The following is an 11035-nucleotide window of genomic DNA, read 5'->3' on the forward strand; positions in this document are numbered from 1 at the left end:
CTGATGGGACTGTTTAGCTTTTTTGATCGCTTTCGCGGATCCGGTGAACCCGGTGCCTCCAGCGGTGACCGCAGCCCTTACGGCGAATTTTGGTTTGAGCCGGTCTCTGCCCGGACTGGCAGCGGTATGCGTGTCTCGCCCGACAGCGCGCTGCGCGTGGCTGCGGTGTATGCCTGTGTGCGAATCCTGGCTGAAACCATGGCATCGTTGCCTTTGGTGATTTACCAGCGCCGCCCAGACGGCGGCAAGGACAAGGTCACGGACCATTGGCTCTATCGCTTGATGGCCAAGCGGCCGAACCGGTTTCAAAATCCTTTCGAGTGGCGTGAGATGCTGCAAGGCCACCTGGCTTTGCGCGGTAACGCGTACAACCAGATCATCACCAACCCGCGTGGCGAGATCATCGAGTTGATGCCGATCCATCCGGACCGGGTCAAGATCGAGTTGCTGCCCTCTGGTGAATACCGCTACCGGGTTACTGACAGGTCCGGTAAGGAGGTGATCTTGCCCAGAGGCGATGTCTGGCACCTGCGCGGACTGTCCTCAGATGGGTTGATGGGCATGAGCCCGATTGAGCTTGCACGAGAAAACCTCGGCATGGCGCTGGCCGCCCAGGACTACGGCGCACGCTTCTTTGCCAACGACGCCAAGCCGACCGGCGGCTGGATTGAATTTCCCGGCTCCTTCAAGGACTCCGAAGCCAAGAAGGTGTTTCGTGAGTCCTACCAGCAGGCTCAGTCTGGTGCCAACCGGGGCAAGGTCCTGGTGCTGGAAAACGGCATGAAGTTCCACGAAGTGGGTGTCACCAACAAAGACGCCCAGTTCTTGGAGTTGCGTAAGTTTCAGATCACTGATATCGCACGCCTCTTTCGCGTGCCGCCGCACATGATTGCCGATCTTGAGCGTGCAACGTTCTCCAACATTGAGCAGCAAAGCCTGGAGTTTGTCATGCACACCATGACGCCGTGGGCTGAGCGCTGGGAGGCCAGCATCGAGTCGGAGTTGCTGCTTGCGGGCGATGACATCGAGATCGAATTTGACTTCGCCAACCTGATGCGCGGTGATGCTGCCAGCCGCTCGAGTTACTACCAAAGCGGAATTCAGAATGGATGGCTCACGCGAAATGAGGCACGGATTGCAGAAAACTTGAATCCGATTGACGGACTGGATCAGCCACTACGTCCACTCAATATGGTCGAGGAGGACGCGGCAGAGGATTTGGAAATCGATACACAAGCAGAAGCAGCAGAGCCACCGGAGCAAAAAGCGATCGAGCCTGCGGAGGATGAGAGTGTTGCCCGTCTCAATGGGAGATTTAACGCACTTGTTCAAACGACCTCTGAGCGACTTGCCCGCCGAATTGGCCGATCAGGTCATTTGGCAGAAAAAGACATCCTGTTGATCTCCCAAGCCTTGGCCGTACCGCTTGACCGGGTTCAGCTTTGGTCAAACCAGATAGCCGAGCCGATAGATCAAAAAAGGCTCACCGAATCACTTATCACTCTCGGACAGAATTTATGAAAAACCAACTATTAGTTGCTGAATTTTTGGCAACGCCATGGGCCTTGATGCCCGAGCGTTTGAGTGCCCTGGCCACTGTCATTTCCCGGTGGTCGCAAGGTGCGCCTGCCAGCGACGCCGCCAGGTTTCAGGTCCAAACAGACCGTGTGCTGCGCGACACTCGCAGACAGACCTCGGCTGCCATTTCGGGTGGCGGCATTGCCGTCATCCCAATTTACGGCGTCATCACACAGCGTGGAAATATGGTGGATGACGTCTCCGGCCCTGGCATGGTCAGCACCCAGATCGTTACCCAAATGCTCAGGCAAGCCGTTGCCGATGATGCGGTCAGTCAGATCTTGCTGGACATCGACAGCCCTGGCGGCAGTGTCTATGGCGTTTCTGAATTGAGTGATGCGATTTTGAGTGCCCGTGCACAAAAGCCCGTGGTGGCGATTGCGAACAGTCTGGCAGCTTCGGCTGCTTACTGGGTCGGTTCCCAAGCCAGTGAGTTCTACATCACCTCCGGTGGAGAAGTCGGCTCAATTGGCGTGTGGCAGGCGCACCAGGACTACAGCAAAGCCATGGACGAGGCAGGCGTTAAGACCACGCTCATATCGGCGGGCAAGTTCAAGGTCGAGGGCAATCCATATGCACCGCTGGACGAAGAAGCACAAGGATTTATGCAGTCCCGCGTTGATGACTATTACGCATCGTTCACCAAGGCTGTGGCTAAGGGGCGTGGTGTGCCCATCACTCAGGTACGAGATGGCATGGGCCAGGGCCGGGTCTTGGGCGCTGATGCGGCTTTGGCGCAAAACATGGTGGACGGTATTGCCAGCTTTGATCAGGTCTTGAGCAAGATGCAAAAAGACGCAGCGTCAAGTGCTAAGTCCAGTCCAACTGTCAAACCCAAAACCTCCCGCTTGGCTCAAGCCCGCTCAGAGCTTGGGATTTTGTAATTTGGACTGCTCAGGAGTTGCTCCGTTGAGCGCCTCCAGTCCGAACGGCGACCCGTAGGTCGCAACTCTGATGCGTGACTAGCTTCGCGCATTTTTCAATCTTTTCAATCCCGCCACCCAAGAGGTGGCTTTTTTACGTCTGGAGAAACCCAAATGAGTAAGCAATTGCGCGAGCTTCAAGCTCGCAAGTCTGATCTTGTCAAAGAGGCGCGTGCCTTAACCGACATCGCCGCCCAAGAAAACCGTGATCTGTCGGATGAGGATGTCATCAAATTCAATGGTCTTAAAAGTCGAATCGAAGCCACTTCGGCGGCGATTGACCGCGAGTCGGCATTGATTTCTGAGGAAGCCCAGATGAGTACGCATATGGGCAACCATGTAGGCGCTGGTCATGGTTCCGCTTTTTCCAGTGTGATGGTGAGCGACAACCGCGAACTTGATCCCAAACATGGCTTTCAAAGCCTGGGCGACTTTTTGCAAAACGTCTGCCATGCGCAAAAGCCAGGCAACCCGATTGACGATCGCCTGCTGATTGGCAGCGGTCGTGGTGCTGCCGCTCCAGCCACCTTTGGCAGTGAAGGCTCCGGTCAGGACGGTGGCTTTTTTGTCCCGCCACAGTTCTCCAAGGAGATTTTTCAGCTGTCTTTGGGCGAAGACTCTTTGCTGCCGCTGACCGATAACGTGGAAATCAGCGGAAACACCATGGCGTTCCCCAAGGATGAAACCACACCCTGGGGCACCAACGGTATTCGCGCTTACTGGCAAGGCGAAGCGGCTCCAGCGGTCACCACCAAGCCCGTTTTGGGACTGTCTACTTTGCGGCTGAAGAAGTTGATGGCCCTGGTGCCCACGACCGATGAGTTGCTGGAAGATGCCAATGCCTTGTCGACCTATCTGCCCGAGAAAATTGCATTGTCGATTCGCTGGAAAACCAATGAATCCATCCTGTTCGGCTCGGGCTCTGGCGTACCGGTAGGTGCACTCAATGCTGGCGCTACGGTCAGTGTGGCCAAGGAGACTGGGCAGTTGACGCAAACGCTGCTTCCACAAAACTTGGCCAAGATGATTGCGCGTCTGCCAACGGGCTCATTCGCCAATGCGGTGTGGATAGTCAACAACGACGTGTTGCCAGCATTGTTCACTCTGACCTTGGGTAACTACCCGATCTACCTGCCTACCGGATTGAACGTTGGCGGTATTCAGGTCTCTCCCTACGGCACGCTGCTGGGTCGCCCGGTGTTTGTGTCCCAACACGCCAACACCTTCTCCGCTCAGGGTGACATCTTGCTGGTGGACCTGAAGTATTACCAGACCATCACCAAAGCGGGTGGCATGCAGACCGCCACGTCGATGCACCTGTACTTTGATGCCGATCTCACGGCGTTTCGAACCACCTTCCGCATGGATGGCCAATCGAAGATTTCTACAGCCATCACGCCTGCCAAGGGCAGCGCAACGATGTCGCCATTTATTCAACTTGGTGCTCGCTAAACCCCAGAACCTCAAAGGAGAAAACACATGTTTCCCAATGCAAAAGGCAGTGAACTGCTTTCAGTGCTCGCCACGATTGATCCTGCTTCGCAGGCCGCTGGCGCAGCCAGTACCGGCTGGGTGTCAGTCGCCAACTACTTTGGCTTTCTGGCGTTGGTGCAAACCGGCGTGCTTGGCACCTCGGCCACTGTCGACGCTAAGTTGCAGCAGGCGCTGGACAGTTCAGGCACCGGTGCCAAAGACATCAGCGGCAAAGCGATCACCCAGATCGTCAAAGCCACGGGTGACAACAAACAGGTGCTTGTCAATGTCAAGCCTGAAGAGCTCGACACCGTGAACGGCTTCGGTTTTATGCGTGTCACAGTGACCGTTGGCGTGGCTGCCAGCATCACCTCGACCCAGCTGCTCGGGGTCAACCCCCGTTATGCACCGGCTGAGGTGGGCAATCAGGCTGCTGTGGTTCAGGTGATCTAAATGCCATTGCAACTCGTCAGCCAACCTTCAGAGGAGCCGGTGTCCCTGTGGGAAGCCAAACTCCATCTGCGGGTGGATTTTGACGAGGATGACATGCTGATCGCATCGCTCATCACTGCTGCCCGTCAAGCAGCCGAGACACTGACCGGCAGGCAGCTCACTACTGCCCGCTGGAAGCAAGTGCTCGACTGCTTTCCCGGACCGTCTCTGATGGGCGTACCCGCAGGTCAAGCTTTCAGCTTGCCGGGGCACGCCATTTTGTTGTTCAAGACGCCGGTGCAGTCTGTCGTCTCGATCAACTACCTGGACATGGGATCTGCGCTGCAGGTCATGCCCGGGGCCACCTACACGGTGGACACTGCGTGTGAGCCAGCACGCATCACCCCCGTGTTTGGTCAGATCTGGCCGATCTGCTTGCCTCAGATTGGCGCGGTATCGGTCACCTTCGATGCCGGGTATGGCGGTGCCGCCCAGGTACCAGAGGGAATCAAGAGCTGGATCAAGCTGCGTGTTGGCAGCCTTTATGCCCACCGCGAAGAGATTGCAGTTCTAAGTCGCGGCCGTGTGGAAACGCTTTCATTCATTGATGGTTTGCTTGACCCCTACAAGGTCGCTTTCGTATGAGGGCGATCCCATGAGTTCATTACGAGCGGGTCAATTAAACCGGCGCATTACCTTGCAGCGACAAAGCAATGTGCAAGACAGCTATGGCGGTCCGGTACGCACTTGGCTGAACGTGGCCACCATTTGGGCCGACATACAGCCCTTGACGGGGCGCGAGCTGGAAAGTGCGCAGCACATGGCCAGCGAAATCTCGCACCAAATCACGGTGCGTTATCAGGCAAGTCTCGCCGATACCCGCGTGGTATCGGGCTACCGGGCGATTTACAAATCCCGCATCTTTAACATCCACGCGGCGTTGAACGAGGACGAGAGCAATGTATTGGTCACGCTGCTTGCCTCTGAGGGCCTAGATTGAATGGCTAAGTACGAGAGCGTGCAGATCGAGGGCCTTGATGCTTTGGCCAAGGCCTTGAAAGAGTTGCCTGACCGCGTGGCCAAGAACGGCCTGCGTGCTGCGGTCTATGCCGGAGCAAAACTGATCCGTGATGAAGCCAAGTTGCAGGCACCTGTTGCCACGGGTGATCTGGGGCCCAACCAGCCACCACCCGGCACTTTGAAGCGCTCGGTGATTTTGAAACAAATCCCTGAGTTGTCGAACAAGAACAAGCAGATCTTTTTTGTCACGGTTCGGCATGGCAAGAAGTACCGCAAGCAAGGCAAGAAGGGCAACTTGTCCCAGGACGCCTGGTACTGGCGCTTTGTGGAGTTCGGGACCGTAAAGATGTCTGCGCGCCCGTTTCTGCGGCCTGCTTTTGACATGAAGAAAAACGATGCGCTAACCGCTATCAAGACCCGGCTTGCTGAGCGTATCGAGCAAGCCGCACGCGAACTTAAAAAATGATTCAACAAGACCTTTTCGCGGCCCTCGCAGGTGTGGCCGTGGGAAGGGTGTTTCCGAACGTGGCACCCAACAACGTGTCAAAGCCCTACGTGGTCTATGCCCGCGTATCCAGCGCACCAGAAAACACCCTGGCCGACGGCGCACCCATTGAAAACACCCGCCTGCAGGTGGACTGCTTTGACACCACCTACGCCGCTGCCGTTGCCTTGGCCGAGACCGTCAAAGCCGCCATGAAAAGCAGCGCCATCACCCACGTTTTGCTCCTTGAGCAAGACCAATTCGAGCCCGAGGCATTGCTGCACCGGGTGATTTTGGATTTTTCGATCTGGCACTAACTTTTAGGAGAACTCTATGCCCAGCACCGCCATCTCAGCCCAAGGCTCCACCGTCAGTATTGGCACGACCACCGGGTCGGCGCTCACCATCACTGCTGTCTCGCTCACCAACCCTTGCCGGGTCACGCTCTCAGCGGTCACCGCATTGAACAAGGGTGATGTGATCACCATCGCTGGGGTCGTTGGCACCACGCAACTCAACGGCAACAGCTTCGTTGTGCAGTACATCGAACCTACGACCAAGATCGTCACCCTCGCTGGACTGGATGCGACTGGTTTTACGACCTACACCAGTGGCGGTACTGCAACCCCTGTGCAGTGGACCAAGATATCCAACGTCAAGAGCTACAGCGGCTTTGACGGCTCTGCCTCCGAGATTGAGCGAACCAACTTTGACTCGACCGCTAAGGAATTCATTCTGGGTCTTTTTGATCCGGGTGCATTTGCCATCGAGGTCGACCAGGACAACAGCGATGCAGGTCAGTTGGCCCTGATGACTGCGCTGGTGACCGGTGTGGCCAAGAGCTTCAAGTTGATTTTGCCCAACGGCAACACCGCAACCTTTACCGCCTACGTGAAGAAATTCAACAGCCAGGGCGCGGTGGATCAGGCGATCCGGCGCTCGGCTGAACTGCGTATTTCCGGCTCGATCACCTGGGCTTAATTTTTCCAAGGAATCCTATGACACTACTTTCCAAAACTGCCATCCTTTGCGCCAACGACCTTCAAACAGAGGACGTCGATGTCCCCGAATGGGGAGGTGCCGTACGCGTGCGCAGTTTCACCGGTCGCGAGCGTGATGCCTTTGAGGCCAGCATGGTCCGTGGCGAGGGCAAGGACCGCAAGGTTGATCTCACAAATATGCGTGCGCGTCTGGTGGGGCTGACTGTGATTGATGAAGGTGGACAGCGTCTGTTCACCGACGATGAGGTTGATCTGCTCGGTGCCAAATCTGGTGCGGCACTGGACCGGGTGTTTGCCATTGCGCAAAAGCTCAATGGCTTGTCCGGCGCGGATGTGGAGGAACTCACAAAAAACTCCAGCGGCGTCCCGAGCGCCGTTTCTACTTCCGACTCTGCCTTGCCCTTGGATTCCAACACCCTGACCATCTCCTCGCAAGCCTGAGTTCGCAGCAGGTTGCGGAGTGGATGGCGTTTGCCTCTCTGGAAGGCCTGCCGGACATGCGAGCCGACTTTGGCTTCGGTCAGGTCTGCGCCACGCTGGCCAACGTCCACCGCCGCGAAGGTCAGGACGCGTACCAGGCCGATGACTTTATGCCGGGACTGCGTACTTCAGAGCCTACTGCCACCAATGACGCCGATGCACCGCCAGATGAAGTCTTTGATGTTGAGGCGCACAGCCGTTTGATCTCAGCCCTCTTGGGCAAAAAGGAATAAATCCATCATGGCAACCCTCGCCAGTCTCGTGGTCAGCCTCGAGGCCAATGTCGCTCGCTTTGAATCCGACCTGAACAAGGCCGAGTTCATGGCCAAAAAAGCCATGGACACCATCGGCAATGTGTCGGAGACCGCCATGAAAACGGTCAAAGGCGCAGTGATGGCCATGGCGGCGGCATACACCTTTGACGCCTTTGCCGACGGCATCAAGGGGGCGATTGCGTCGGCGGGTGAGCTCGACCAGATGGCTAAGAAGACCGGTGCCACGGTGGAAGCCCTCTCTGGCTTGAAGTCGGCAGCCAAACTCTCGGGTACCAGTTTGGAAGAGGTCGGGGGCGGGCTGCAAAAGCTCTCCAAAGCCATGTTCGAGGCGGCAGGCGGCAGCCAAAAGCAGTCTGACTTGTTCAAATCACTGGGCGTTGAGGTCACCGACTCTTCTGGCAAGTTGCGCGACTCGGGTGAAGTCATGCTGGATCTGGCCAAAAAGCTTGACTCCATGGACAGCAGCACTCAGGCGGTGGCCACTGCCCAGATGCTGCTGGGCAAGCGCGGCGCAGAGCTGCTGCCGTTCATGCAAGACCTGGCAGAAATCGGCGAACTCAACGCCAAGGTCACGTCCGAGATGGCGGCCGAAGCAGACCTGTACGAAAAGAACCTGGTGCGCCTGGAGGGCAGGAAAAAATCCCTTTACAACACCATTGCCTCGGCATTGCTACCTGTCATGCGTGACTTCACCGACGCCTTGCTGGATTCAGGCAGCATGACCGAGCGGCTCAACGACACGGCCAAGCAACTAAAGCAAGACAACGTGATTGAGACCTGGGCGCGTGAAGGCTTGCGTGCTGTGGCTGCCTTTATCGACATCTTTGACGCCTGCGTTCGTATTGTGCGCATTGCCGGTAACGCCATTGCTGCCACCGGTGCGGACATCGTTTCGGTCCTGGCCTTCATGGACGGCATTGGCGCAGAGATGATCAGTGAAAAGTCACTCGATCCGGTCAAGCGCCGCTTTGCGACGCTGACCTCTGACCTCAAGAGCCACGCCGAGTCCTTCAACCAGGACATGGTCAAGATTTGGACCGCGCCGCTGTTTCTCACCAAACTCGACGAGCAGTTTGCCCAACGGGATGCAGGTTTGAAGAAACCCGTCGATTCGCCCAAGCGTTCGTTTGCTATTCCAGACCAGCGTCCCGACAAAACCAGCCCGTTTGACTCCTACCTGGCCTCCCTCAACGTCGAGGCCATCAAAGACAAACTGGGCAAGTACGAGGCCATGATCGAAAAAGGCCGCCTGCTGGCGGTCAAGGAAGGCCGTCTGGGTGACATGGCCAAGGTGACGGCCACTGTCTCAAGCATCCAGTCCATTGACGAAGGCAAGCGTATTGATGCTTTTGCTCACAGCCTGGATGTGGCCAACCAACAGTATTTGTTTCAAAACACCCTCATTGGTCTGAACGCTCGCGATCAAGCTTTGGCCACGGAAGGACGCAAGAACTTTCTGGCCGTTGAGCAGCAAATATGGGATGCAGAAAAGAACGGCTCCAAGTTGTCTTCAGAGGCGCAGCAGAGATTGCGCGCCGAGGCTACCAAGTCGACAGCCGCCCTTGTGCAGGCCGTCAATCAGCGTTTCGATGCACAGCAAAAGTTCGATGAGTCCAAGCAGATCAATGCCTTCACCCGCAGCCTGGAGCAGGCCAACGAGCAGTACCAATTTCAGAACACGCTGATTGGCCAAAATGCCCGCGATCAGGCACTGGCCACCGAGGGCCGCAAAAACCTCTTGGCTGTTGAACAGCAAATCTGGGATGCAGAAAAGAGCGGTACCAAATTGTCCGTTGAGGCTCAACAACGTCTTCGTTCTGAGGCAATCAAGTCGACCGCGACCTTGGTCCAGGCGGTGAATGATCGTTTCGATGCCCAACAAAAGTTTGATGAGACCAAGCGCATCAATGCCTTCACCTACAGCTTGGAGCAGGCCAACGATCAGTACATCTTCCAGACCAAGCTGATTGGCATGAACGCCCAGGCGCAGGAGATTGCAAACGTCAAGCGCAAGAACTTCCTTGCCGTCGAGCAGCAGATCTGGGATGCCGAGCAAAGCGGCACCAAACTGACAGCAGATACCCAGCAGCGCCTGCGCGATGAGGCCGTCAAGTCCACGGCGGTCATGATCAAAGCGATTGAAGCCCGGTGGGATGCTGAGCGCTCTTGGGAGACGGGCGTTACCAAGGCACTGAACAACTACATCGAAACCGTCTCCAACGCGGCAGCCCAGTCCGAGCGGCTCTTTACCAATGCGTTCAAAGGTATGGAAGACGCGCTGGTGAGCTTTGTGCAGACGGGCAAGCTCGACTTCAAGAGCCTGGCCAATTCCATCATCGCGGACCTGATTCGCATCCAAATTCAAAACAGCATCATGAAACCACTGGCGCAAGCGACCAGCGGCCTGTCGCTCTCAGGGATGTTCAGTAGCGCGGGAAACTTTCTGTCGGGCCTGTTCAAGGCCGACGGCGGTCCGGTCGCCGGTGGCCAGCCTTACATCGTGGGCGAGCAAGGCCCCGAGTGGTTCGTGCCCAACGGCGCGGGAACGATCGTCCCCAACGGGAAGTCGGCTGGCACAACATCATCGCCCGGCAGCAGCGACAGCAGTACGGCCACAGCCCAAGCGCCAATCAACATCAATTTCTCGGTGCGTGCCATGGATGCACGCAGTTTCCAGTCTGCCATGGTGCAAAACAAGGCCGTGGTGGTGGGCATCGTGAACCAGGCGCTCAACATGCGCGGGCGCTACGGAATCACGGGATAAGTCATGAGCGGAACATTTCCTCTGACCCCCGCGCCCAGCGCCATCAAGATTCAGTCCTATCAGCCCACGCGCGTCTCGATCTCACACAACCTGCGCCGCAGTGTGCGCACCAATGGCGCTCAGCGCTGGGTGATTACTGCCGACTGGGTGGGCTTGACCCGTGCTCAATTCGCGCCGATTCAGGCCTTTGTTGTAGCCCAGCGCGGCCAGTGGGACAGCTTCACCGCTGTGCTGCCTGCGCACAAACTGCCTCGAGGGGCGGCTACCGGCACACCGCAGATCAACGGAGCGAACCAGCAAGGCAGAAGCATCTCCACGCGCGGCTGGACGGCAGGTCTTTCCGGCGCACTTAAAGCGGGTGACTTCATTGGCGTTACTGGTCAGACCAAGGTTTACATGGTCACCGCTGATGTGAATGCCGATGCCTTTGGCCTGGCAACCGTGGCGATTGAGCCTGCCTTACTGGCTGTTCCTGCCGATGGCGCAGTGATTACCGTGCGCAACGTGCCGTTCACGCTGGCTTTGGGTACGGACACGATGGAGTCTGCCGTGGCTCCGGGGTCGATTTACAACTTCAGCTTGCAGTTGGTGGAGGCCTTTTAAGG

General features: G+C 57.0%; 13 protein-coding genes. All 13 read left to right on the forward strand.

Translation table 11 applies throughout. The annotated features are described in order from the left end of the window. Positions 1-3 precede the first annotated feature (3 nt). The 13 genes from B9Z47_RS11515 to B9Z47_RS11575 all read left to right on the forward strand — a co-directional run bounded on the left by B9Z47_RS11515 (position 4) and on the right by B9Z47_RS11575 (position 11033). Complete coding sequence (locus tag B9Z47_RS11515; RefSeq protein WP_108331381.1) at positions 4-1521, forward strand: phage portal protein; 1518 nt, start codon at positions 4-6, stop codon at positions 1519-1521. Beyond that, positions 1518-2462 (forward strand): S49 family peptidase, encoded by a 945-nt coding sequence (locus tag B9Z47_RS11520; RefSeq protein ID WP_108331382.1) that lies wholly within the window; start codon positions 1518-1520, stop codon positions 2460-2462. The genes B9Z47_RS11515 and B9Z47_RS11520 overlap by 4 nt, the downstream gene beginning before the upstream one ends. A gap of 153 nt (positions 2463-2615) precedes the next feature. Beyond that, on the forward strand, positions 2616-3953 hold the full coding sequence (locus B9Z47_RS11525) for a phage major capsid protein (RefSeq protein WP_108331383.1): 1338 nt from the start codon (positions 2616-2618) through the stop codon (positions 3951-3953). A 27-nt stretch (positions 3954-3980) separates the two neighbouring features. After that, positions 3981-4427, forward strand: a complete 447-nt coding sequence (locus tag B9Z47_RS11530) for a hypothetical protein (RefSeq protein ID WP_108331384.1) — start codon at positions 3981-3983, stop codon at positions 4425-4427. Next, positions 4428-5051 carry a head-tail connector protein gene (locus B9Z47_RS11535; RefSeq protein WP_108331385.1) on the forward strand — a complete coding sequence of 208 codons (624 nt, stop codon included), beginning with the start codon at positions 4428-4430 and terminating at the stop codon, positions 5049-5051. Positions 5052-5061: 10 nt separating this feature from the next. Continuing rightward, positions 5062-5406, forward strand: coding sequence for a phage head closure protein (locus B9Z47_RS11540; protein ID WP_158271674.1), 345 nt, complete (start codon positions 5062-5064; stop codon positions 5404-5406). Beyond that, entirely contained in the window at positions 5407-5892 is a 486-nt protein-coding gene (locus B9Z47_RS11545) for an HK97-gp10 family putative phage morphogenesis protein (RefSeq protein WP_108331387.1), read from the forward strand. It abuts the gene before it with no gap. Further along, positions 5889-6227, forward strand: a complete 339-nt coding sequence (locus B9Z47_RS11550; RefSeq protein ID WP_108331388.1) for a DUF3168 domain-containing protein — start codon at positions 5889-5891, stop codon at positions 6225-6227. Before B9Z47_RS11545 ends, B9Z47_RS11550 begins: the two co-directional genes overlap by 4 nt. A gap of 16 nt (positions 6228-6243) precedes the next feature. After that, positions 6244-6891: a phage tail tube protein gene (locus B9Z47_RS11555; RefSeq protein ID WP_108331389.1), complete on the forward strand. Its 648-nt coding sequence runs from the start codon at positions 6244-6246 to the stop codon at positions 6889-6891. Between the two features lie 17 nt (positions 6892-6908). Next, on the forward strand, positions 6909-7352 hold the full coding sequence (locus B9Z47_RS11560) for a hypothetical protein (protein WP_108331390.1): 444 nt from the start codon (positions 6909-6911) through the stop codon (positions 7350-7352). Between the two features lie 23 nt (positions 7353-7375). Then, on the forward strand, positions 7376-7624 hold the full coding sequence (locus B9Z47_RS11565) for a hypothetical protein (protein WP_108331391.1): 249 nt from the start codon (positions 7376-7378) through the stop codon (positions 7622-7624). A gap of 7 nt (positions 7625-7631) precedes the next feature. Further along, positions 7632-10430, forward strand: a complete 2799-nt coding sequence (locus tag B9Z47_RS11570) for a phage tail tape measure C-terminal domain-containing protein (RefSeq protein WP_108331392.1) — start codon at positions 7632-7634, stop codon at positions 10428-10430. Positions 10431-10433: 3 nt separating this feature from the next. After that, on the forward strand, positions 10434-11033 hold the full coding sequence (locus B9Z47_RS11575) for a hypothetical protein (RefSeq protein WP_108331393.1): 600 nt from the start codon (positions 10434-10436) through the stop codon (positions 11031-11033). Positions 11034-11035: the final 2 nt, after the last annotated feature.

It is taken from the genome of Limnohabitans sp. 2KL-1 (assembly GCF_003063435.1).
GTDB lineage: Bacteria > Pseudomonadota > Gammaproteobacteria > Burkholderiales > Burkholderiaceae_C > Limnohabitans_A.

What these genes read in the sequence shown, in the direction of transcription:
- B9Z47_RS11515 (WP_108331381.1), top strand. Translation starts at nt 4, where the DNA reads ATGGGACTGTTTAGCTTTTTTGATCGCTTTCGCGGATCCGGTGAACCC.
- B9Z47_RS11520 (WP_108331382.1), top strand. Translation starts at nt 1,518, where the DNA reads ATGAAAAACCAACTATTAGTTGCTGAATTTTTGGCAACGCCATGGGCC.
- B9Z47_RS11525 (WP_108331383.1), top strand. Translation starts at nt 2,616, where the DNA reads ATGAGTAAGCAATTGCGCGAGCTTCAAGCTCGCAAGTCTGATCTTGTC.
- B9Z47_RS11530 (WP_108331384.1), top strand. Translation starts at nt 3,981, where the DNA reads ATGTTTCCCAATGCAAAAGGCAGTGAACTGCTTTCAGTGCTCGCCACG.
- B9Z47_RS11535 (WP_108331385.1), top strand. Translation starts at nt 4,428, where the DNA reads ATGCCATTGCAACTCGTCAGCCAACCTTCAGAGGAGCCGGTGTCCCTG.
- B9Z47_RS11540 (WP_158271674.1), top strand. Translation starts at nt 5,062, where the DNA reads ATGAGTTCATTACGAGCGGGTCAATTAAACCGGCGCATTACCTTGCAG.
- B9Z47_RS11545 (WP_108331387.1), top strand. Translation starts at nt 5,407, where the DNA reads ATGGCTAAGTACGAGAGCGTGCAGATCGAGGGCCTTGATGCTTTGGCC.
- B9Z47_RS11550 (WP_108331388.1), top strand. Translation starts at nt 5,889, where the DNA reads ATGATTCAACAAGACCTTTTCGCGGCCCTCGCAGGTGTGGCCGTGGGA.
- B9Z47_RS11555 (WP_108331389.1), top strand. Translation starts at nt 6,244, where the DNA reads ATGCCCAGCACCGCCATCTCAGCCCAAGGCTCCACCGTCAGTATTGGC.
- B9Z47_RS11560 (WP_108331390.1), top strand. Translation starts at nt 6,909, where the DNA reads ATGACACTACTTTCCAAAACTGCCATCCTTTGCGCCAACGACCTTCAA.
- B9Z47_RS11565 (WP_108331391.1), top strand. Translation starts at nt 7,376, where the DNA reads ATGGCGTTTGCCTCTCTGGAAGGCCTGCCGGACATGCGAGCCGACTTT.
- B9Z47_RS11570 (WP_108331392.1), top strand. Translation starts at nt 7,632, where the DNA reads ATGGCAACCCTCGCCAGTCTCGTGGTCAGCCTCGAGGCCAATGTCGCT.
- B9Z47_RS11575 (WP_108331393.1), top strand. Translation starts at nt 10,434, where the DNA reads ATGAGCGGAACATTTCCTCTGACCCCCGCGCCCAGCGCCATCAAGATT.